Origin of the sequence: Chelatococcus caeni (assembly GCF_014196925.1) — a bacterium.
In the GTDB taxonomy this organism is placed as follows: domain Bacteria; phylum Pseudomonadota; class Alphaproteobacteria; order Rhizobiales; family Beijerinckiaceae; genus Chelatococcus_A; species Chelatococcus_A caeni.
The window spans coordinates 214,303-236,059 of sequence record NZ_JACIEN010000007.1 but is presented as its reverse complement, the minus strand read 5'-3'; the positions used below and the strand labels follow the sequence as shown (position 1 = coordinate 236,059).

Below are 21,757 nucleotides of genomic sequence, written 5' to 3'. Positions count from 1 at the left end.
CAACGTCACGGCGCGGCCTGTGCATTTTCGGATAACGGCTAACCCGGGGTGTCCTTTACACCCGTGGGTCAAGCAAAGCCGGCCATCATCATCGCCACGACCGCTGCAGCCATCATGGTCGTGGTGAGCCATCCAAGCCACTTCAGGATGCCGGCGACGGCGAATGGCCCGAGTATGTCCCTGCGCGACGCCAGATACATCATGATCCCCATGACCGGAACGGCCACGATGCCATTGATCACCGCGGTCCAGACGAGTGCCTTCATCGGGTTGACAGGGGTGGCGTTCAGTATGGCACCGACGATCGTGGCGATCACTATCGCGCCGTAGAAGGCCTTCGCATTCTTGGGCTTGTGGGTTAGCCCCGTTCGCCAATGCAGCGCTTCTCCGAGGGCGTAGGCTGCCGAGCCCGCCAGAACCGGCACTGCAAGCAGGCCCGTGCCGACGATGCCCAAGGCGAACAGAGTTGATGCAAAGGAGCCGGCGAGGGGCCGCAGTGCTTCGGCCGCCTGGGCCGAAGTTTCGACGTCGGTGATGCCGTTCGGCCGCAGCGTCGACGCCGCGGTCAGGATGATCGCCAATCCGACGATGTTGCTGGCCGCCATTCCGCCCATCGTATCGAAGCGAATACGTTCAAGGGCTGCCGGGCCTTGGCCCGGGGTCTGCTTCAGTGGCGCGCGATGTGGCGTCTCGCTCACATCTTCCGCCTCCTCGGACGCCTGCCAGAAGAACAGATAGGGACTTATCGTCGTGCCGAAGACCGCGACGATCATCATCAGATAATCCCGGCTCCAGGCCACTGTCGGCACGAGGATCCGGTATGCCGCCTCGCGCCACGGAACGTCGACGGCGAACAGGGTGACGATGTAGGCCAGCAGCGCCAGCGTCATCCACCTCAGGACCGCAACGTAGTGGCGATAGCTGGTCCAGACAGGCACCGCGGCGCATATGGTGGCGAACACGAACAGATAAAGGAGCGCAGGCCCGCCGAACACCAGCCTCGTCGCATCGGCCATCGCGCCGAGGTTGGCGCCGATGTTGACCGTGTTCGCGGCCAGCAGGAGCGACACGATGCACAGCAGCAGCCATTTGGGGCAGTGTCTGCGCAGGTTGCCCGCAATCCCGTGGCCCGTGGTCCGGCCAATTCTGGCGCTGATCAGCTGGATGGAGACCATGAGCGGCCATGTCAGGAACATGGTCCAGCCGAGCGCCAACCCGAACTGCGCGCCGGCCTGGCTGTAGGTGGCTATCCCGCTCGGATCGTCGTCGGACGCGCCCGTGATCAGGCCTGGGCCAAGGAATCGAAGAAGTCGCGACTGCGCCTGCGGCGGGATGACATCAGCGGCGGGTTCTGACCTTTCCAACGGCTGTTTTCTCCAGCCATGCACAGCGGGGTGAAACGTGCCGCATCGCAGAAAAGTTCCGCTGCATGGGCTGCATCGCCGGGAGTGCTGGAGGCCCCGGTTTTCCGCTTGATCTCTGACATGCGAAGGCGTATGTGCCCAGGCGTCCGCGGCGGTTCGGCCGGCGGGCGCATCCGACAATCGAGAGAACCATGGACGACTATTCTAGTCGTGGCGTCCGTCACCGGGCGCCATTGCAGAAAGATTGGATCGCTCCCGGCATGGGCCGGGTGAGCGGCGGCGTCCGCGCCTGAGGGCGGCCCCGTTCACCTCCTCCCCCGCCGTGAGGGGTCGAAGGAGGTGAACCATGAAGAACGTCATCTTCCTCCCGCATGTCGACCGGCTTCCGCCGGATCGCGCGCGTTCGGCGGCCGTGAAGCCGCGTCCCGAGCGCCTCCAGGGCGGCGCGCCGCTGGGCACTGACCGCGCGCCTGCCTGCCAGTGGTTCACTGACATGACGACGGCTGAGCTGCGCTGCCGCTGGTCCGCGGACAACGGCGGCGCCGAAACCGACGGCGGCAGTCTTGCGCCTCGTGCCCGGCTGCAGGCCCGTCCTGTCAGCAGGCCAAGTCCCATCGACGGCTGCCTTCGGGCCGCCTGACGTTCTCGAGGAGACCAGACATGGACGATCGACCTAGGCCAAGGGCCACGCGGCGTTCGCGCTTCGTGGCCACCCCGCTTCGCTTCACCCCGACAATCTGCCGACGCCAGGCCCCGCATCTCCCGTGATGGGCGGTCCTCCGTCGGCGCCGACCGACCGACGGAGTTGACAACCATGACCGTTGCCATCGTGAACGCGGCTCTCCGCGACTATCTCGCCCAGAACGATCTTTCCTCGATCGAGGCGGCGCTCGCCGGCCAGCATGCCGCCGATATCGTCGCCTACATGGGGGATCTCGACCCCGCCGAGATCGCCAGGATCCTGCTCCTGCTGCCGGATCGCCGCGAGGCGGAAGTCTTCGGCTATTTCGATTCGGCGACCCAGGTCGCCATCGCCGGCGAGCTCTCCCGGGGCGACCTCGCGCGGCTCGTCACCGCCATGTCGCACGACGAGCGGGCGGACCTGTTCAACAGGCTGACGCCGGAGCAGCAGCAGGCGCTCCTGCCCGGCATCGCGCATGCCGAGCGCGAGGACATCCGCCGGCTCGCCTCCTATCCGGAAGGCACGGCCGGCTCGATCATGACCTCGGACTACGCGACGCTCGCGCCGGACCTCACCGCCCGGCAGGCGATCGAGCGGCTGCGCCGCGAGGCGCCGGACCGGGAGACGATCTACGAAGCCTATGTGGTGAACGAGGCGCGTCAGCTCGTCGGTGTCATCTCCCTGCGCGACCTCCTGCTCGCCAAGGACGAGGCCCGCATTGCCGACATCATGCGCAAGGGGGCCGTCTTCGCGCGCGTCGAGGACAGGCGCGAGGACGTGGCGCGCAAGATCGCCGACTATGACCTTCTGGCGCTGCCGATCGTCAACGGCGGCGAGGCCCTCGTAGGCATCGTCACCGTCGACGACGCCATGGATGTCGCGGAGCTGGAGCGCGGCCGGCGCGTGCTGCAGTTCGGCGGCAACGTGGCCGTGGGCGGCGGCCCCGACCTCGACCTGCGGTCCTCTTCCTTCCTCGAGATGTTCAAGGTGCGGGCCTTCTGGCTGATCATGCTGACGGTCTTCGGTGTCGTCACCAGCACCTTCGTGGCGGCGCAGGAGGCCATCCTCGATCGGGTCATCATCCTCGCGGCCTTCATCGCGCCCATCGTCGACATGGGCGGCAACACCGGCAGCCAGTCCGCCACCCTCGTCATCCGGGCCATGGCGATCGGGGAGGTGAAGCTGCGCTGGCGCGACGTCTGGTTCGTGATCCGGCGGGAGATTCCGGTCGCGCTGATGCTGGGCCTCGTCATCTCCATGCTCGAGGCGGTGCTTGCCTTCTTCAGCAAGGGCGTCGGCGGCGACATTCTGATGGTCGTCGGCCTGTCCATGGCGATCTGCACCGTGCTCGGCGGTGTCATCGGCGCGCTGCTGCCGTTCGCCGCGCGTCGCATCGGCACCGACCCGGCGACGCTGTCCTCGCCGCTCATCACCTCGATCATGGATCTCCTCGGCGTCTTCATCTACTTCGGCCTGGCTTATGCCTTCCTCGGACATCTGCTGACCGAGGGATAAGACCGACGGCGGCCGAACGGGTTGCGCATCACCTTGGCGGCGGCATGGCTGCGATGGCGCTCCCTCGCGCCCTGCGGGGGCGAGGGAGCGAGCTATCGTGAACGGCGCCGCGGAGCGATACGCTCTGGTCTGGCGAAAGTCCGTCCACTAACCTGAGGGTTCTGGGCTGCAGGGGGGCCGGCATCGAGCACGCCAAAGCGGGGGAGTTGCAGTCATGAGGCTCTCGTTGACCGCGCTGCTGGTCGCATTCCTGATAGGCTCGCCTCTCTCGGCCGTGCCTGCACGCTCGGCCGATGTCGATCTTGCGCTCGTCCTGGCCGTCGATACGTCCTCGAGCGTCAACGAGGAGCGCTATCAGCTCCAGATGCGCGGCTTCGCCGAGGCCTTCCGGAACAGCGACGTCATCGGTGCGATAGAGCAGGGTCCGCACGGCGCGATTGCCGTCACCCTCGTCCAATGGGCGAGTTATGGAGATTATCGGCAGGTCGTCGGCTGGACCGTCATCCGGGACCGGGTGTCGGCAAGCCGGTTCGCGACAGCGGCCCTGGAGACCGGCCGCTCCCTCAGTGGCTCCACCTCCCTGAGCGGTGCCATCGATGCTTCGGTGCAATTTCTTCAGTCGAGTGGCCATGCAGCGAGCCGGAAGGTCATCGACATTTCGGGCGACGGCTCGAACAACAGCGGCCGCCCGCCGGCGGAGGCGCGCGACGAGGCCCTCGCAGCGGGCATCACGATCAACGGCCTGCCGATATTGACCGAGGAGCCGACGCTCGACAGGTATTTCCGCGACAATGTCATCGGCGGTCCCGGTGCCTTCCTGGTCGTGGCCGACGATTTCAGGGCCTTTTCTGCTGCAATCCTGTACAAGCTGAAAAGAGAGATTGCAGGAAGCCATTACGATATCCGGCACTTGACGATGCTGCCGCCCTACGACGTCTCATTCGACTGAATTCGGCGCCCGCAAAGGCGGGAAGAGCAAGGACCAGCCAGCACATGGCGTCTCCTGGTCACCTTGTCCGGCAATGGTATCGGGCCTGCCGCAGATCGCGGCTGCGGCCCGGGCCGGGGAGGATGGCAGCGAACGGCGATCTCGCGGCTTTGGATGAGCGACAGGAAGCACGGCCGCTCGTCTTTTCCAGTGGCGGTGACAATGGCAGCCGTGAACGCCGACGTATGGGGCACGAGCAATCCCTCGGCTCGTCGTTGGGTATCAGCCGGCCACCCCCTTCACTGCCCAAGCTCTCGCTTTGAGTGGAATTGCTCCACCCTCTCCGCGGGGGAGACTGTCGTATAGCTTTTCTCTCAACCTCTCCCGGGCGTGGGCGCCGAGACTGGAGCAATAGCCCGGTGCAGGCCCGGCCCCCAGCGTAAACGGGTGCCAGTAGTCCTCAAAATCCTTGAACAGCGTCGGCACCTCGATCTGGATGCAGTCCACCGAGGTCAGGCCGGTTGATTTGGCCAGGTTCGCCAGTCCATCGGCCGTGCAGAAAGGAAATCGCCGGTCTTCGGTCAGGTCCCTGGCATGCGGGTCGAGTGCCGCCGCGGCCGTCCAGAAGGCGCGCATGAACTCGACGCCACCGCCTGGATAGTCCCAGACATAAAACGCCACCGTCCCACGGCTGCGCGCCACCCGCTGCATCTCGGCTAGCGCTTTTCCTTTGTCGGGAACGAAATTGAGCACCAGCCCGGACACGATCATGTCCTTGCTGCCGGTATCCACCGGCAGAGCCTGAGCATCGCCCACCTCGAACGTTGCGCGCCCATCGGCGGTACTCGCACGGGCTCTCTTGAGGAAGCCCTCGGACGGGTCGATCAAGATCAGGCTCTTGGGATCGCAGCGATCGAGAATGGCGATCGAAAGCGCTCCGGTCCCGCAGCCGACATCGAGCCAATCCAACTGATCGGCAGCGTCGAGCCAATCGAGAAAGCGCGGCGCAATCTGCCGACTCCAGCGACCCATATACAGGTCGTAGTTGTCACCGGCCTGCCATGCGTCGTGACGGGATGCCTCGGACATCGGCCTGTTTCCTGCGACACAGCCGTAGCGCATTATACGCCGTCCCCGGCAAAGGCTGCTAGTCCATCAAGACTTGCCGCTCGTGCGACCACGGATGCGGCGGCTCGCAGGGGATTGAAACCAGCCGTAGAGCGCCGGGGGTCCCCGGGCGGCTTCGGTGACATTGACGTTATCGGCGATCTCGCTCTGTCGCATCCACGGCGATTGCCGCCACCCCCTCGTCCCGCTGAGAAGTCGGCCGTGCCGGCCAGACGGGAAACAGGCGATGCGTGTGATAGGGTCACAGAGATCCGGCGAGGACGGCGAAGACGACCCGCCCCTGTGGCGCGCATGGGAGGTCCATGATGACCATAACAATCACGGCCTTCGAACGCTCGCCGGATGGCGGAAAGGGGCTCGCGCGCGACCTGAGGGTACGCTGGGCGCTCGAGGAGGTCGGCCAACCCTATGACGTTCGCCCAGTCTCCTTTGTCGCCATGAAGACGCCGGCCTATCGTACCCTCCAGCCCTTCGGCCAGATTCCCGCCTATACCGAAGGCGACCTCGTCCTCTTCGAATCCGGCGCGATCGTCCTCCACATCGCCGAGCATCATGAAGGCCTCCTGCCCCGCGACGCAAACGGCCGTGCCCGCGCTATCACCTGGATGTTCGCCGCGGTCGGCACCATCGAGCCGCCCATCCTCGAACTGGTAACGGCCAAGCTCATCGAGGGCCGCGAGCCCTGGACGGCGCAACGGATGCCGCTCGTGGAAGCTCGCATCCACACCCGACTGCAGGAGCTCTCCAACCACCTTGGCGATGGCGATTGGCTCGATGGCGCCTTCAGTGCGGGCGATCTGATGATGGTGCACGTGCTGCAGCGGCTGAAGCCATCGGGCATTCTCGATCAGCACCCAAGCCTTGCGGCCTATGTCGCCCGCGGAGAAGCGCGGCCCGCTTACCAGCGAGCCTTCGCTGCGCAGCTGGCAATCAATGCGCTGCCGTAAGGGGGAGGATCGCGCGCCGTGCGATCCGGTCTCTTCGCGCCGAGGGCGATCGGCCGCGTAAGGCTCGTGTCCCTGGTGCCTTGCGGGTGAAGCAGCAGCGTGACCGCAGGCATCACATTGTGGGTGAGGCCGATTACCCCATTCCTGCTATGCCGGCGATCTGCTCCGTGAGGAACCGGATGAGCAGCCTGACGCGAGCGACGTCCGCGCGCCCGGGAACGATCAGCATGCTCAGCGGGACGGACGGCAGGGAATAGCCGGGCAGGACCGCCTCGAGCTGACCCTCGGCCAGGAGATCCTCGACCAGCCAGCGATGCGCGGGTGCAATGCCGCGTCCGGCGGCAAGCGCGCTTCGTGCGGCAAGCCCGTGGTCGACGCGGAAACGGCCGCCGAAGGGCACCGCATGCCGTTCTCCATCCGGCCCCTGCAGGACGAGCGTATCGCTTCCCGCGATGTTCATCATCCTGATGCCCTCGTGGCCGATGAGATCCTGCGGGACCGTCGGCCTGCCGCGTGCCGCGAGATAGCCCGGCGCCGCCACCAGCAGGCGCTGCGACCGGCCGAGCGGCTTGAGCTTCATGGAACTGTCGCTGAGCGGGCCGAGACGCAGCGCGATGTCGACGCCCTCCCGGACGAGATCGATGCGTTCATCGGTCAGGCCGAGGTCGATGTCGATGTCGGGATAGAGATCCTGAAAGGCGAAGATCATCCGGCTGACGTGCAGGACCCCGAAGGCGGCGGTGCAGGAGACCCGGATCGTGCCGGACGGCGCGCCGCGCGCACCCCGCGCTTCATTGCCGGCCTGCTCCACGAGGCGCAGGATCTGCAGGCAGTTGGCATAGTAGCGGCTGCCTTCCTCCGTCAGCGCGACGCGCCGCGTGGTCCTGCTGAGCAAGGGCACTCCCACGGAGGTCTCCAGCTCCCGCAGGTGCCGGGAGACCGTCGACTGGCCCATTCCGAGTTCGCGTCCCACCGCCGACAGGCTGCCCCGCTCGGCGACGCGGACGAAGGTGCGCATGCGTTCAAGGGTGACGTCGGATCTATCCATTGTCCGGCATAATCTTATCCATTGCCGACACCTACTGGATTATTCCGGCCTTGGCTAGCGTGGGGATCAGTGCCAACGGAGGATCCCTGACCCATGAAGGTTCTGATTGTCTACGCCCACCCTGAACCGCGCTCGCTGAACGGCGCGCTCCGTGAGATCGCCGTCAAGGAGCTGATGGCCCAGGGTCACGAGGTGCAAGTCTCGGACCTCTATGCCGATGGCTGGAAGTCGCAGGTCGACCGAGCCGATTTTCCATCGCTGGCGCGGGACGAACGCCTCATTACGGTTGCCGCGTCGAAAAAGGCCTTCGAGGCCGGCACCCTCACCAGCGACGTCAAGGCCGAGATCGAGAAGCTTCTTTGGGCCGATGCCCTCATCCTCCAGTTTCCCCTGTGGTGGTTCACCATGCCGGCGATCCTCAAGGGCTGGGTCGATCGCGTGTTCGCCTACGGCTTCGCCTATGGTGTCGGCGAGCACAGCGACAGGCGATGGGGCGACCGCTACGGTGAGGGCACGCTGGCAGGCAAACGCGCGATGTTGATCGTGACCGCCGGCGGCTGGGAGGAGCACTACGCCGCCCGCGGGGTCAACGGCCCGATCGACGACCTCCTGTTCCCCATCAACCACGGAATCCTCTATTACCCAGGTTACGACGTCCTCCCGCCGTTCGTCGTCTACAGGGCCGACGGTTTCGATGAGAGCAGGCTCGGGCCTGTGGCCGAGCACCTGCGCAAGAGGATGCGGACGCTTTTTACGACCCGGCCCATACCCTACCGGCAGCAGAATGCCGGCGACTATCTGATCCCGAGCATGCAGCTCCGCCCGGGACTGGGCGATCCGGGCGCAACCGGCTTCGGGCTTCATGTGGACAATGAAGGCGGTGTCAACGAACGGTGAGACGCCGCCGGTCGGGGGCCGGAAGCGAAACGGCAGGGTCTGGAGCCCAAGCGCCGAGGAATGAGCCGGTCCGGTTACGCTTCAGAAGTGCGCCCGTGCGCGCCTGCCGCGCGGATGGTCATGAGCGGCACCAGGCGCGCCCTTGAGCCTCGCGCAGGCAAGCCCATCACACTAGAGATCTGCCACGTCAAAGACAGCCACCACCCAGTCGAGGAACACCCGAACACGGGGCGACAGCTGGCGATTCTGCGGATAATAGGCCGCGAGCGGCAGAGGCGGCGGCGGCTGATCCGGCAGGACCTCCACGAGGGCGCCCCGCGCCAGATCTTCCCGGAAACGATAGCGGGGCGCCTGGATCAGCCCGTACCCCATCCTTGCGAGATGGTGCGCCGTCTCCGCCTCGTTGGCGGTGACGCGGCAGGGGAGCGTCACCTCCCTGACGCCTTCGGTGGTCTGGAACTCCATCGGCATCACACGGCCGGTGCGCGACGACACGAAGCCGATCATCTGGTGTCCGTCGAGATCATCGACCGAAGCGGGCACCCCGTGACGTTCGAGATAGAGAGGACTGGCGCAGGTCTGCTCGGGAATATCGGGGAGCCTGCGCATGATGAGGCCGCTGTCATCCGGTTCGCCCGCCCGGATGACGCAATCCACCCCCTCGCGCACCAGATCGACCAGCCTGTCGCCCTGGCCGATCTGCAGCCTGATCTGTGGGTACGCCTCCAGAAACTCGGGCAGGCGCGGCAGCAGGAAAGCCCGGGTCAGCGTGCCGTGCGCATCGATGCGGAGCACCCCGGAGGGTTCGCCGCCGCGCAAGGCACCCTCCGCCTCGTCGACATCGGCGAGGATCGACAGGCACCGCCGGTAATAGGCGTCGCCATCCGGCGTGGGCGCCACATGCCGGGTGGTGCGTTCCAGCAGCCGGCTGCCGAGGTTCCGCTCGAGCCGCCGGATCGCCTCGGTTGCCGTGGACCGCGGAATGCCCAGATCCGCCGCCGCGGCCGTGAAGCTGCGACGGTCGATGACGCGTACGAAAAGCCGCATTGCATCGAGACGGTCCATGATTGTTCGGGATAGGCGAATTTCATTGCCCGCGAAAGAGTGATTATCCCAACGTGAAGTCTCCCTACCTCCTTGCCGAGCAACGGAGGTCGAGACATGAGACTGAAGGACAAGAGAGCGATCGTGACCGGCGCCGGCAAGGGCATCGGCGCTGCAATCGCGCGGCGGCTGGCCGGGGAGGGCTGTGCTGTCGCGGTGAACTATGCGCGCGACGAGGCTGCTGCCCGTCAGGTCGTGCAGGACATCGAACAGGCGGGCGGCAAGGCGGTGGCGGTGCAGGCTGACGTCGGCGATCCGGCCGGCATGCCCGCGCTGTTCGAGGCGGCCGAAGCCGCGTTCGGCCCGGTCGACATCCTGGTCAACAATGCGGGCATGATGCGGCTGTCAGCGGTCGCCGACGCGACGGACGCGGATTTCGACGACCATTGCGCGATCAATCTCGGCGGCACGTTCCGCGGCATGCGCGAAGGCGCCAGGCGGCTGCGCGACGGCGGGCGGATCATCAGCCTGTCCTCGAGCGTCGTGGGCTTCTACCAGCCCGGATACGGATTGTATGCCGCGACGAAGGCCGGGATCGAGGCGCTGACGCATGTGCTCGCCAAGGAGCTGGGCCCGCGTGGCATCACCGTGAACGCGATCGCGCCCGGTCCCGTCGAGACCGGGTTCTTCCTGCGCGGCAAGTCCGAGGAGCTCGTTGCCAGCATCACGCGGATGATCCCGCTCGGCCGCCTCGGCCGTCCCGACGACATTGCCGACGCCGTCGCTTTCCTGGCCGGGCCGGACAGCGGCTGGATCAACGGCCAAACCATCCGCGCCAATGGCGGCGCGGTCTGATCCCAACCCTCAAATCCAAGGAGCCCACCCATGCCTTTCGCCAACTACAAGCTGCCTGAGGCCTCGCTTTCGACGGCGCAGAAGGAAGACCTGATCCACAAGACGACGCAACTCCTGGTCGACTACTTCGGAGAGGTCGTGCGTCCGAACACGATGGTCCTGATCGAGGAAGTGCCCGATGGCGGGTACGGACGGGCGGACGAGGTCTTCATCATGCCGGAAGAGTACCGGGCCAAGGACTGACGCCCGGCCCGATAGGGAACTGCTGAACACGGGAGACGTGTGATGGAGACGGAAAAAGCAGCGGGTGCAGACAGGCGCGATCTGCTGAAGCTGACCGCCCTCGTTGGACTGGCCGGAATGGTGCCGGTCCCTGCAAGCGCCCAAGAACAGGCCGCCTTGCCACCGCCCGCGCGACCCCTGCCGACTGTTGATACGCGTTTTCCGGCCGAGATGGCGCCGGGTGTCTTTCTTGTGCCCGACAAGCGCATCCCGCTCGTTCCGAATATCGGGATCGTCGTCGGCACGGAAAGCGTGCTGGTGATCGATTGCGGCCTTGGTATCGAGAGCGCCGAGAACGTCCTGCGCCTGGCGCGAGAACTCGCACCGGGACGCCGGATCATCCTGACGGTGACCCATGCCCATCCGGAACACGCCTTCGGTGCCCAGGTGTTCAGGCGCGACGCACGCATCTACTACAACAGCGCGCAACGAGACTATCTGCAGCGCTCGGGTCAGATCCTGCTGGAGGGCTTCAGAGCCCGCATTCTGCCGGAAGGGCATAAGCACCTGCTGGACGGGATCGAACTGACGCCGCCGGACGAGACCTATGACACTGCCGAGTCCGTGATCGATCTCGGCGGCCGTGAGGTCCGGCTACGGACCTGGGGCACCGCCCATTCTCCGGGGGATCAGATCGTCTTCCTGCCTCAGGAGCGCATCCTGTTCGCTGGAGACCTCCTCGAAGAGCGGATGTTTCCGATCGTCCCGTTCTTTCCGCCCATGATAGATGCCGGCGACATGGACATTGCCAGGTGGGAAACCGCCCTCAATGACATGATGCGGCTGCAGCCGCGCCTCATTGTGCCGGGGCACGGAAATCTCGCCGGCATCGAGCTTCCGGAGGCTGTGCTCGGCTATTTCCGGACGATGCGTGAAATGCTCGCCGAGGCTGGTCCGCGGACCGCCAATCTCCCGTCGCTCCTTCGCGCCCGCTATGCAACCTGGGAGAATCCGGAGTTCATTTCGCCAGCACTCCGATACTTTCAGCAGAGGACGTAGGTCTGCCGGGCGCCGACGGCCGGGCCCGACGAATGCGAGGCCCGGCGGGGCATTGCCGTTTCCACCGGCCATCCGTGAGGCCGTCAGGCGCTGGCGCCACCCGCCTTGATGAAGTCCAGAAAGGCACGAAGCGGCGGGGGGACGAGGCGGCGGCCGGAGTAATATAAGAAAGGTCCGGAAAAGGGCTGCCACCAGTCCTGCAGCACGGGTTCGAGCGCGCCGTTGTCGAAGTGCGGACGCAGCCAGTCCTCGAAAAGCGCAATGATCCCGACGCCGGCGATGGCCGTGTCGACGGCAAGATCGACACCGGCGCCGACGCTCACCACCAGCGGGCCCTGCGGTTCGACGCGCACCACCTCGCCCGCGCGCTCGAACTCCCAGGGGCTGGTCATCGCGCCGCTGGGGAAGCGCCCGAGCAGGCAGGCGTGACCAAGCAGGTCGCGCGGGTGTTCCGGGCGGCCGTGCCGGTCGAGGTAGGCCGGCGCCGCGGCGGTGGCGTAGCGCTGGACGCGCGGCCCGATAGGCACCGCGATCATGTCCTGTTCCAGCCGCTCCTCGTAACGGATGCCCGCATCGCAGCCAGAGGCCAGCACATCGACGAAGCTCTCCTCGACGATGATCTCCAGCCGTATGTCGGGATAGGCGGCCATGAAGTCGGGGAGGATCGCCGGCAGCACGAGTCGGGCCGCGACGACCGGCACGTTGAGGCGCAGCGTGCCCGCCGGCCGGTCGCGAAACCCGTTCACCACGTCGAGCGCGGCCTTTACCTCGCCCAGCGCAGGCGCCAGGCGCTCGATCAGCCGCGCGCCTGCTTCGGTCGGGGCGACGCTGCGGGTGGTGCGGTGGAGCAGGCGAACGCCCAGTTGTGTCTCGAGGCGGCGCACCGCTTCGCTCAGGCTCGATGCGCCCATGCCGCTGGCGCGGGCCGCGCCGCGGAAGCCGCCGGCGCGCACCACGGCCAGGAAGGCGTTCAGATCGCCCAGGTCAGCTCGCATTGTTCGCTCTTCCGCACAGCTCGTGCCGATAATGCTGGATTATCCGTGCAGTCGGCAACGACTAAATGGGAACCGGACATGGAGGCCGACATGCAGACCATCGACCAGGCAGGAACTTTCAAGCTGGGGACCCGCACCGTGAAGCGGCTCGGCTACGGCGCGATGCAACTCGCCGGGCCGGGCGTGTTCGGGCCGCCCAGGGACCGCGATGCAGCCCTCGCGGTGTTGCGCGAGGTCGTGTCGCTCGGCGTCAACCATATCGATACGAGCGACTTCTACGGACCGCAGGTCACCAACCAGCTGATCCGTGAAGCGCTATCTCCCTATCCGGTCGATCTGACGATCGTCACCAAGATCGGCGCGCGCCGAGGCGATGACGGGTCGTGGCTCCCTGCCTTCCGCGCGGACGAACTCGCGCGGGCTGTCGAGGACAACCTGCGCAACCTCGGGCTCGAGGTGATCGAGGTGGTGAATCTGCGGGTGATGATCGATCCCCATGGCCCTGCGGAGGGAGCGATCGCAGCGGAGATCAAGGTCCTCGCCGATCTCCAGCGCCAAGGGCTGGTTCGCCACATCGGCATCAGCAACGTCACCAAGGCGCAGGTGGAGGAGGCGCGGAGCATCGCCGACATCGTCTGCGTGCAGAACCATTACAACCTCGCGCATCGCGGGGACGACGCGCTGGTCAACGCCCTGGCGGAGGATGGGATCGCCTATGTGCCCTTCTTCCCGCTGGGCGGCTTCAGCCCCCTGCAGTCGGCGACCCTCTCCGACGTCGCGGCCCGGCTGCGGGCCACGCCCATGCAGGTGGCGCTCGCCTGGTTGCTGCAGCGCTCGCCCAACATCCTGCTGATCCCCGGTACGTCCTCGGTTGCGCATCTGCGCGAGAACATCGCGGCCGCATTGCTGGTCCTGCCGGAGGATGCCATCGCCGAGCTCGACGGGATCGCGACGGCCGAAGCCCGGGCGTAGCCCTATTCCTCAGAGCAGCGAAGCGCCAATCCGCACGGCCGAAGTGTCGGGGCGCCTGTTCGCCGGCCACGCAATGAGCATTATCTGTAGACGACCGGTCTAATCGATGCTACGTTGGCGTCATGGACACTTCACCTGCCATCGAAGCCCGCGACGTGCGTGAGAGCATCCTTGCCCATGGTCAGCGCATCATGGCCGGCAAGGGCTTTTCCGCTGTCGGGATCAACGAGATATTGACCGCTTCGGCCGTTCCGAAAGGATCATTCTATCACTACTTCGGCTCGAAGGATGCCTTCGGTGAAGCCTTGCTCGAGCGCTACTTCGAGGACTATCTGGCTGACCTCGACGCCACGATGAGCGCGCCGGGCCTAACCATGGCGGAGCGCCTGATGAACTACTGGAAGGCTTGGCAGGACACCCAGTCGTTCGACGACTGCCAGGGCAAGTGTCTGGCGGTGAAGCTGGGTGCGGAAGTGGCCGATCTGTCCGAAGCCATGCGCTTGGCGCTCAAGCGGGGAACCTCGGGCATTACCGATCGCCTGGCGCGCGCCATCGAGGCCGGCGTGGCGGAAGGTTCGCTGTCCGTCGACGGTACCCCCGCTGCTGTCGCGCAAACTCTGTATCAGCTGTGGCTGGGGGCTAGCGTGATGGTGAAGATCGCCCGCAACACCAAGCCTTTCGAGATCGCCATGACGAGCACGCGCCAGATGCTGCATCTTTCCCCCTGACCGGAAGAAAGGGGCCTCGCACTTCCAGGCGAAGTGCGACCTTTACGTCCACTCCATAGACGACCGGTCTAATATATAGCTGTCAACCTGGAGAACGTCACCATGAAAGTCCTGATCGTCTTGACCTCGCACGATCAACTCGGCGACACCGGTCGCAAGACCGGCTTCTGGCTCGAAGAACTGGCCGCTCCCTATTACGCCCTCAAGGACGCCGGGGCGGAGATCGTGCTGGCCTCGCCCAAGGGCGGGCAGCCGCCGCTCGATCCCAAGAGCAACGAGCCGGCGTTTCAAACCGACGAAACCCGCCGCTTCGCGGCGGACCCGCAGGCAAACGCGCAGCTGGCGGCGACCGTGCGCCTGGACAGCGTGTCGCAGGCCGATTTCGACACGGTGTTCTACCCCGGTGGTCACGGCCCGTTGTGGGATCTGGCCGAAGACAAGCATTCGGTCGCGCTGATCGAATCCTTTATCACCGCTGGCAAGCCGGTCGCGCTCGTCTGCCATGCGCCGGGCGTGCTGCGTCACGCCAAGACACCGGAAGGCCGCCCGCTGGTCGAAGGCAAGCAGGTCACGGGTTTCAGCAACACCGAGGAAGCAGCCGTCGAATTGACCGATGTGGTGCCGTTCCTGGTCGAGGACGAGCTGGAGGCCAAGGGCGGCATCTACACCAAAGGGCCGGACTGGGCACCTCACGTTGTGAGCGACGGCTTGCTGATCACCGGCCAGAATCCGGCATCGTCGACCCCCACGGCGGAGCGGCTCCTCTCGCAGCTGCGCGCGGGCAAGTAGTCACAAGAGCGCCGACGGGGTGAGCGAGGATGCCGATTGGGCTTGCCCACCAATCGCACCGGCGAGCATGGAGCGCGCGCTTCTGCCGATCGCTCACACCCAAATGCCCGGGCCCTGGCGCGAAAGCTCCGCGCCTCTGCAACGGCCAGAAAGACGGAGAAGCTGGTCGGGCCGGCGGCCATTGGTTAGCTAACCTTACCAGACTGGTCATGATTGAACAGGTTGTCCGCTCCATTGGCGACCTCTACGTTCGGGCCCGCACAATTTGGAGAAGGCAATGACCGGGACGATTGCGAGCCGTTGGGGCGTCCAGGCCAGATAATCTCTGCGCCTTGGACGTGGTGGCATCGCCGGAGCAGCAGATCGGCTCAACCGCGTGGGCGATCCCGATCCCGTATTCTCGGTCCCGGCCCGTCGAACGGTCAGCGACGAGCAACTCATCTTCGACGGGGCTTCATGGCTCGCCGCATTGACGCAAAGGGGACCAACATGCGTATCGGTCTATTCTCGATCATCGCGGCCGCAACTGTGGCGCTTGCATCGCCAACGGTGGCGCAGGCGCAATCGGGGACGGCCGCCCGGTGTTCAATCTCGGGCGCAACTTCGGTCCCAGAGCTCCACAAGGAATGGATCCTTGTCGGGTGGGACAAGCCGGTCGCCGGCCAATCCTGGGATTTTCGCGAGAAGCTCGGCAAGTACTACGACTGGGAAGCCAATGATGTCGTGCTCTATGACGACATGTCTCCGGATTTCCGGATTGCTCGCTCGCCGGAGGAATACCGCGCGTTGTGGGAACCGTCGTTCCGGGCACTGCGCCGGGCCCACCACCTCGTCCTGAACGGCCCGGAAGCGATTGTCGGCGATGAGCTGTCGACGTCGACGCTGGAATTCGCGGCGCGCCTCGAGCCAGTCGAGGGCCAGCCGATCATCTCGGTTCGCGCGCGTTCGACGCTCGTATGGCGGTGCACCGACGACGGGTGGAAGATCGTGCGCGAACACAACAGCACGCGCCGCATCACGCCTGAGGAATCCCGCCAGCTCTTCCGTTTCTGATGCGGGCGATTATCGATCACCTGGCAAAGGCGTTCTCCGACCGCGCCCCGTGGGCGCTGTGACCATCAGCTGAAGCTCCCTTGCTGAAGAAGCACCTCCACCGGATGCTGCAGCTGTCGTCCCGTTAGTCGTTCCACCTGGGAACGGCATGAGAACATGGCTTTCTCCGCTTGGCTTTACGGTTCTTTATACCGCGACTGCGGACTCGTGGAATGGCCGGGTATGGATTGTTGCCGCTGCGCTTTATCTGGCTTGCCTGCCTGCTTGTGTCGCCCCGTCAGGGCGCGGCAGCTCTCTTAGGCAGTCGGCGACGGAGCCGCGCATTCCGGTCACTGCGAGGCTGCGATCACCGCCCCGCCAGCGTTGCCAGAGTATCCACGATTGCGCGGGGCTGTGCCGGCTTTTGAATGATCTTTGGGGCATGCCAGGCCGCCAGGCGAGGGTCCGTCGCCACCTGACCGGTGTAGAAGCAAAAGGGCGTGCCATTGGCTGTCAGCCGATGGGCAAGTTCCGCCACCGTGCCGTCGGATACGCCGAAATCCAGGATGGCGACGTCGACGCGCGTGGTGTCCAGGGTCGACAGGGCCTCGCCGACGGATCGACAAAGGCCAACGACTTCCGCCCCCGCATCCACGATCACAGCCTCGAGGTCCATGAGGATGAAGGTATCATCCTCCACCACGAGGACCCGCACCCCCGCCAACGGACGGCTTTGGCTGTGCCCTGTCGGTCTCTCCATCGCGGGTCGCCTCGTGGAGCGCAACTTCGATCGTGCAAACGAAGCCGTCCGGGCGATACTCGCGCTTGACTCGGGCATTCGGGATACCGCGCTCGATAAGGCTTGTCCCGAAGCCGATTCTCTCAGGAGCCGCGACGACAGGTCCGTTCCTCTCTTCCCACAACACCCGAAGACGTTTGGAGTTCCCCTCCAGGACGGTCCAGCTTACGTGAACTTTGCCTTCCGGCACGGAAAGCGCCCCATATTTCACCGCATTGGTAGCGAGTTCGTGCAAGACGAGACCGAATGGGGTCGCAAGATCAGCTCCCAGCATGACCGGCTCGCCCTCGAGCGTCAGCCGTCCGGGGTTGTCCGACACGTGGGCGGCAAGCTGGCTTTCCGCCAGCGCCCGGAAGTCCGCGCCGAGCCATTCCGACTGCACGAGCAGGCCGTGGGCGCCCGCCAGAGCCTCGAGCCGGCCGCTGAACCGCTTCACGAACTCCTCCTGCGAGGGGGCGGCACGCAGCGTCTGTTGCGCGATCGACTGAACGACGGCGAGGGCATTCTTCACCCGATGCGTGAGTTCCCTGAGCAGGAGCTGCTGGCGGCGCTCCCATTCCTTGCGCTCGGTGATATCGCGCGTGCTTTCCAGCACGAGCCGCCGGCCCTGCAGCGATTCCAGTTCGATATGGCTCTCGACGATGATCTCCCGCCCCGTCTTGCTCGTATGCCTTACTTCGCCGGTCCAGGAGCCTTTTTCCGCCAGTTCCTTTCGCAGGGCCTCGAATGAGGAGCCCGGCACGACGGTCTTCAGCAGCCGTTCCTTGCGTTTTCCAATCGCCTCGTCGCGTGTGTAGCCGTAAAGTTCCTCACTGCCCCGGTTCCAGTCGACGATCCCGCCGTCAAAGTCCCAGACCATGATCGGCGCGCGGGACAGCTCGACAAGGGCCTTCTGCTGGCGCAGCTCCTGCCCGCTTGCCCGCAGCGCCTCTTCCACATGCCGCCTGTCGGTCACGTCCACGAACGTGATCACCACCCCGTCGATCTTGTCGTCGACGGTCCGGTACGGCCGCAGGCGGACATCGTACCAGCGCCCGAGCCGGCTGTGGATTTCCCGGCGTATCGGGGCGAGGTCGGCCAGGACAGCGCGCGCATCCCGCACCAGATCGTCGTATTCGAGCTGGTGCGCGAAATCGGTGATAGGGCGTCCCTCGTCGTTCGGCGTGACACTGAAGAGTTCCGTCACCTGCTCGGTGAAACGCTTGATCCGCAGCGTGGAATCGAGAAACAGCGTGCCGAAGTCCGTGGCCGCCATCAGATTCTGCAGATCGCTGTGCGCCCGGGAGATCGCCTCCAGCTTGAGCTTGAGCTCGCTGTTCACCGTCTGCAGCTCTTCGTTGATCGACTGCAGCTCTTCCTTGCTGGTCTCCAGCTCCTCGGAGGTCGACCGGTACTCCTCGTTGATCGACTGCAGTTCCTCGTTGGCCGCGCGCAGCTCCTCGTTGGCCGCTTCCGATTCCTCGCGCACGGTCCTGAGCCGGGCCTGCGTCAGTTCCAGCTCCTCGGTGAGGCTGCGCACCGTATCGTCGTTTGTCTGGTCGCTGGAGCCGGCAGCGGAACCGTCGCCGGCGGACTCTCCTTCGATGAACATGACCAGCGCCGTTCTCACCTCACGCTCGTTGCCGCCCGCGATCGGATGGACGTGGAGGATCACGCGGTGAACCGCGCCATTGAAACGGACCGGGATCGGCAGGCTGAGGGTCGACTGCTGCTGATCGAAGGCGCGGTGGAGCGCCGAACGCAGCTCGAAGCGGAGCTCCGGCCGCACCAGGTCCACCACGTCGCTGTTCACCGGCCCGCCCGAGGGCTGGACGAACCGGCCCGCATGCTCGGACAGATGGACCGCCTTGTGGTACTCGTCGACCAGCATGCTGGGCGGGGCAAGTCTCTCGATGGCGCGCCTGTGGGCCACAGCATCACTGAGCGCCGCGCCGGGGCCCGGGCTGCGCACCGCGGGCAAACCGTGTTCGCGCAGCGCATAGTTGCCGAGCAGGCGCGGGAGAAGGCGTGGCCGCTCTCCCCGCACGGACGAAGACTGGTAGATGCGCGCATTCCGGTCGACGATGCGGAACAGGCCCGGAGGATTGTCGGCGGATTCCGAAGAGCCGAGCAGCAGGAACCCGCCCGGATTGAGGGCGTAGTGAAGCGTGGTGCAGACCTGCTCCTGAAGCTCGCGGTCGAGATAGATGAGCAGGTTGCGGCACGATATGAGGTCGACGCGCGAGAACGGCGGGTCCTTCAGCAGGTCGTGACTGGCGAACAGCACCATGTCGCGGACTTCCTGCCGCACCCTGTAACCCTCTTTCTCCCGCGTGAAAAAGCGCCGCAAGCGCTCCTCGTTGATATCCGCCTCGATGGCGGAGGGATACTGGCTTTCGCGGGCGAGGTTCAGGGCGCGTGCGTCCATGTCGGAAGCGAAGACCTGAACCGGAAGCCGCTCCTCGTGGCGTGCCGACTCCTCCAACAGAAGCATGGCAATCGAGTAGGCCTCTTCGCCGGTCGCACAGCCGGGCACCCAGATACGGATCGTCTCGTTTGCCTGCTTTGCACCGAAGAGTTGCGGAAGAACCTGGTCTTTCAGCGCATCGAAGGCCTCGCGGTCGCGGAAGAAGGTCGTGACCGAGATCAGCAGGTCGCTGAGCAGCGCCTGGGGCTCGTCCTCGTTGTCGCGAAGATATTCGTAGTATCCCCGCATATCGTCGGTCCTGGTGACCTGTATGCGGCGCGCGATCCGGCGGAGCACGGTCGAGCGCTTGTACTTCGAGAAATCGTGCCCGGTGCGGACCCGCAGATGAGCGAGCACCCGCCGGAGCAAATCCTCGTCGACATGGCCGCGATCGGCCAGATCACCGGCCTTCCTGTTGCGGATGAGATCGCCCAGCCTTCCGGCGAGTTCGCGCACCGGCAGCACCACGTCGGCGATGCCGGTTGCGATCGCGCTGCGCGGCATGGACGGATATTCCGCCTCGTGGGGATCCTGCACGAGGATGATCCCGCCAGCCTCCTTGACCTTGCGCACGCCGACCGCCCCGTCCGATCCCGCGCCCGAGAGAATGACGGCAAAGCCGTCGCCATGCTCCCCGAGCGACCGGAAGAACAGGTCTATCGGTGCGCGGTGGTTGCGTGGCTCGGCGAATGTGGCGGCCGTCACCTGATGGTCGCTGAGCTCAAGACGCCGGTCCGGCGGGATGACGTAGACACGATCCGCCTGCAGCCTTTCCGATTCTTTCACCTGCACCACCGGCATTTGCGTCCGCGTGGCGAGGATTGCCGCGAGTTCGCTTTGCGCCCGTGGATCCAGATGGATGATGACCACGAAGGCCGCGCCGGTGGTTTCCGGCAACGCCTCGAAGAGCTCCTGCAATGCCGGGATACCGCCTGCCGATGCGCCGATGCCGACGATCACCGGGCTGTTTTCCTGTTCTTCCATAACGTTCACGGCGGCTCCCCAACGTTGTCGGCACGGCTCGGCGATGAGGCTCGTTAAGCTCAATTCATCCAATGCCGGGTGAGTTGCAATCCGCCAAGCCCGCGAAGCAGCCTTATCATAGGCCTATTTTGCCGGGGAGATTACTGGGAACGTTCCGGCGCGCGCGCGCTTTGGCTCAGAGGCGGCGGCAAAGCGCGGAGCGCAAGATGCCTAATCGGGATATCGTGGCCATCGGCACGTCGGCCGGCGGGGTCGAGGCGCTCCTGTATCTTGCCGAGCGGCTGCCGCCAGACCTTCCGGCGTCCATCCTCGTGACGATCCATCTGCCCAGTCATCGCCAGTCGGTACTGGATGAGCTGCTTTCGCGCGCGGGACCGCTACCGGCGAAATTCGCGACCGACGCGGAGCCCCTCAGGAACGGCCATATCTTCATCGCGCCACCCGACCGCCATCTGCTGGTCGAGAACGACAGGCTGCTGCTCGGCGTCGGGCCGCGGGAGAACAACACGCGGCCGGCTCTCGATCCCATGTTGCGCTCGGTCGCCGTCTGCTGCGGATCGCGGTCGGTCGGGGTCGTGCTCACCGGAACGCTCGGCGATGGCGCATCGGGTCTTTGGGCCGTCAGCCGGTGTGGCGGCGTGAGCATCGTGCAGCATCCCGACGACGCGGCCTTTCCCGATATGCCGGAAAATGCCCTGCGCATGATCGAGCCCGACCACGTCGCCAGGCTGAAGGACATGGCGGAGCTCATCGAAAGCATCGTCCATCAGCCGGCGGGCGGTCAGGTCAGGATTCCCCAAGAGATCAAGCTCGAGGTCGAGATAGCCAAGGGGGGACGCGCCAACATGGACAACATGGACCGTATCGGCCGGCGATCCCTGCTGGCCTGCCCCGACTGCCACGGCGTGATGTGGGAGATCGACGAGGGCGGGCTCACGCGGTATCGCTGTCATGTCGGCCATACCTATACCGCCGAACTGATGGACATCGCCGTCGACGAGAACCTGCATCGCGCGCTCGCAAGTGCGCTGCGTGCGCTGGAGGAGAAGGTGGTCCTGGCACGCAAGCTCCAGAAGCAGGCGGCCGAGCACGGCCATCATCTCATGCAGAATATCTGGACCGAGCGTATCCGCGACTATGAACACGAGCTCACGGTCGTTCGTGACGCGGTCCGACGGATGGAGGAGGTCGCAAGGGGGCCGGGATAGCCGGGGGGCCCGCCGCCCTGCCGCTCCTGCACCGTGCACAGGCTCGGGAAGAGCTTGCCCCGGTCATCCGATCGCAGGACATCATCGGCGTTAATGGCGACTGGAACCGGGACCG

Annotated in this window: 20 protein-coding genes; 13 read left to right on the top strand and 7 right to left on the bottom strand. The window is 65.5% G+C overall.

Going from position 1 to position 21,757, the window contains the following annotated elements:
- Positions 1-68: 68 nt before the first annotated feature.
- Entirely contained in the window at positions 69-1,364 is a 1,296-nt protein-coding gene (locus GGR16_RS22755) for an NRAMP family divalent metal transporter (RefSeq protein ID WP_183318355.1), read from the bottom strand.
- A 346-nt stretch (positions 1,365-1,710) separates the two neighbouring features.
- Between GGR16_RS22755 and GGR16_RS22750 the strand changes: the two genes are divergently transcribed.
- The 3 genes from GGR16_RS22750 (at position 1,711) to GGR16_RS22740 (ending at position 4,510) form a co-directional block, all read left to right on the top strand.
- Entirely contained in the window at positions 1,711-2,004 is a 294-nt protein-coding gene (locus tag GGR16_RS22750) for a hypothetical protein (RefSeq protein WP_183318353.1), read from the top strand.
- A gap of 174 nt (positions 2,005-2,178) precedes the next feature.
- Positions 2,179-3,561, top strand: a complete 1,383-nt coding sequence (gene mgtE / locus GGR16_RS22745; protein ID WP_183318351.1) for a magnesium transporter — start codon at positions 2,179-2,181, stop codon at positions 3,559-3,561.
- A gap of 226 nt (positions 3,562-3,787) precedes the next feature.
- Positions 3,788-4,510 (top strand): DUF1194 domain-containing protein, encoded by a 723-nt coding sequence (locus GGR16_RS22740; RefSeq protein WP_019402295.1) that lies wholly within the window; start codon positions 3,788-3,790, stop codon positions 4,508-4,510.
- Positions 4,511-4,771: 261 nt separating this feature from the next.
- On the opposite strand, the gene GGR16_RS22735 is transcribed toward GGR16_RS22740, so the two are convergent.
- Entirely contained in the window at positions 4,772-5,578 is an 807-nt protein-coding gene (locus GGR16_RS22735) for a class I SAM-dependent methyltransferase (RefSeq protein ID WP_183318349.1), read from the bottom strand.
- A gap of 344 nt (positions 5,579-5,922) precedes the next feature.
- Between GGR16_RS22735 and GGR16_RS22730 the strand changes: the two genes are divergently transcribed.
- Entirely contained in the window at positions 5,923-6,564 is a 642-nt protein-coding gene (locus GGR16_RS22730) for a glutathione S-transferase family protein (protein WP_183318425.1), read from the top strand.
- Positions 6,565-6,697: 133 nt separating this feature from the next.
- Here GGR16_RS22730 and GGR16_RS22725 read toward each other — a convergent pair whose 3' ends face one another.
- Positions 6,698-7,612 carry a LysR family transcriptional regulator gene (locus GGR16_RS22725; RefSeq protein ID WP_183318347.1) on the bottom strand — a complete coding sequence of 305 codons (915 nt, stop codon included), beginning with the start codon at positions 7,610-7,612 and terminating at the stop codon, positions 6,698-6,700.
- Positions 7,613-7,705: 93 nt separating this feature from the next.
- Between GGR16_RS22725 and GGR16_RS22720 the strand changes: the two genes are divergently transcribed.
- Positions 7,706-8,509: an NAD(P)H-dependent oxidoreductase gene (locus GGR16_RS22720; RefSeq protein ID WP_019402291.1), complete on the top strand. Its 804-nt coding sequence runs from the start codon at positions 7,706-7,708 to the stop codon at positions 8,507-8,509.
- A 171-nt stretch (positions 8,510-8,680) separates the two neighbouring features.
- Here GGR16_RS22720 and GGR16_RS22715 read toward each other — a convergent pair whose 3' ends face one another.
- Positions 8,681-9,574 (bottom strand): LysR family transcriptional regulator, encoded by an 894-nt coding sequence (locus tag GGR16_RS22715; protein ID WP_019402290.1) that lies wholly within the window; start codon positions 9,572-9,574, stop codon positions 8,681-8,683.
- A gap of 96 nt (positions 9,575-9,670) precedes the next feature.
- Between GGR16_RS22715 and GGR16_RS22710 the strand changes: the two genes are divergently transcribed.
- The 3 genes from GGR16_RS22710 to GGR16_RS22700 are packed head-to-tail and all read left to right on the top strand — an operon-like array spanning position 9,671 to position 11,689.
- On the top strand, positions 9,671-10,408 hold the full coding sequence (locus GGR16_RS22710) for an SDR family oxidoreductase (protein ID WP_183318345.1): 738 nt from the start codon (positions 9,671-9,673) through the stop codon (positions 10,406-10,408).
- Positions 10,409-10,438: 30 nt separating this feature from the next.
- Positions 10,439-10,651 (top strand): tautomerase family protein, encoded by a 213-nt coding sequence (locus tag GGR16_RS22705; protein WP_019402288.1) that lies wholly within the window; start codon positions 10,439-10,441, stop codon positions 10,649-10,651.
- A 42-nt stretch (positions 10,652-10,693) separates the two neighbouring features.
- Entirely contained in the window at positions 10,694-11,689 is a 996-nt protein-coding gene (locus GGR16_RS22700) for an MBL fold metallo-hydrolase (RefSeq protein ID WP_246373257.1), read from the top strand.
- Positions 11,690-11,772: 83 nt separating this feature from the next.
- Here the strand turns inward: GGR16_RS22700 and GGR16_RS22695 are convergent, their stop codons facing one another.
- Complete coding sequence (locus GGR16_RS22695; protein WP_183318344.1) at positions 11,773-12,684, bottom strand: LysR family transcriptional regulator; 912 nt, start codon at positions 12,682-12,684, stop codon at positions 11,773-11,775.
- A 90-nt stretch (positions 12,685-12,774) separates the two neighbouring features.
- Here GGR16_RS22695 and GGR16_RS22690 point away from each other — a divergent pair, with 90 nt between their 5' ends.
- From GGR16_RS22690 to GGR16_RS22675, 4 genes are all read left to right on the top strand, one after another.
- Positions 12,775-13,656, top strand: coding sequence for an aldo/keto reductase family oxidoreductase (locus tag GGR16_RS22690; protein ID WP_183318342.1), 882 nt, complete (start codon positions 12,775-12,777; stop codon positions 13,654-13,656).
- Between the two features lie 122 nt (positions 13,657-13,778).
- Positions 13,779-14,384 carry a TetR/AcrR family transcriptional regulator gene (locus GGR16_RS22685; RefSeq protein ID WP_183318340.1) on the top strand — a complete coding sequence of 202 codons (606 nt, stop codon included), beginning with the start codon at positions 13,779-13,781 and terminating at the stop codon, positions 14,382-14,384.
- 102 nt (positions 14,385-14,486) lie between these two features.
- Positions 14,487-15,173 carry a type 1 glutamine amidotransferase domain-containing protein gene (locus GGR16_RS22680; protein WP_183318338.1) on the top strand — a complete coding sequence of 229 codons (687 nt, stop codon included), beginning with the start codon at positions 14,487-14,489 and terminating at the stop codon, positions 15,171-15,173.
- A 489-nt stretch (positions 15,174-15,662) separates the two neighbouring features.
- The gene (locus GGR16_RS22675) at positions 15,663-16,226 is read left to right on the top strand and encodes a YybH family protein (protein ID WP_183318336.1); all 564 of its coding nucleotides are present in this window, start codon (positions 15,663-15,665) and stop codon (positions 16,224-16,226) included.
- Positions 16,227-16,572: 346 nt separating this feature from the next.
- On the opposite strand, the gene GGR16_RS22670 is transcribed toward GGR16_RS22675, so the two are convergent.
- The gene (locus GGR16_RS22670) at positions 16,573-16,908 is read right to left on the bottom strand and encodes a response regulator (RefSeq protein ID WP_183318334.1); all 336 of its coding nucleotides are present in this window, start codon (positions 16,906-16,908) and stop codon (positions 16,573-16,575) included.
- Positions 16,895-20,434, bottom strand: coding sequence for a chemotaxis protein CheB (locus GGR16_RS22665; protein WP_183318421.1), 3,540 nt, complete (start codon positions 20,432-20,434; stop codon positions 16,895-16,897). The genes GGR16_RS22670 and GGR16_RS22665 overlap by 14 nt, the downstream gene beginning before the upstream one ends.
- A gap of 224 nt (positions 20,435-20,658) precedes the next feature.
- Between GGR16_RS22665 and GGR16_RS22660 the strand changes: the two genes are divergently transcribed.
- On the top strand, positions 20,659-21,642 hold the full coding sequence (locus GGR16_RS22660; protein ID WP_343059916.1) for a chemotaxis protein CheB: 984 nt from the start codon (positions 20,659-20,661) through the stop codon (positions 21,640-21,642).
- The last annotated feature ends 115 nt before the right edge of the window (positions 21,643-21,757 follow it).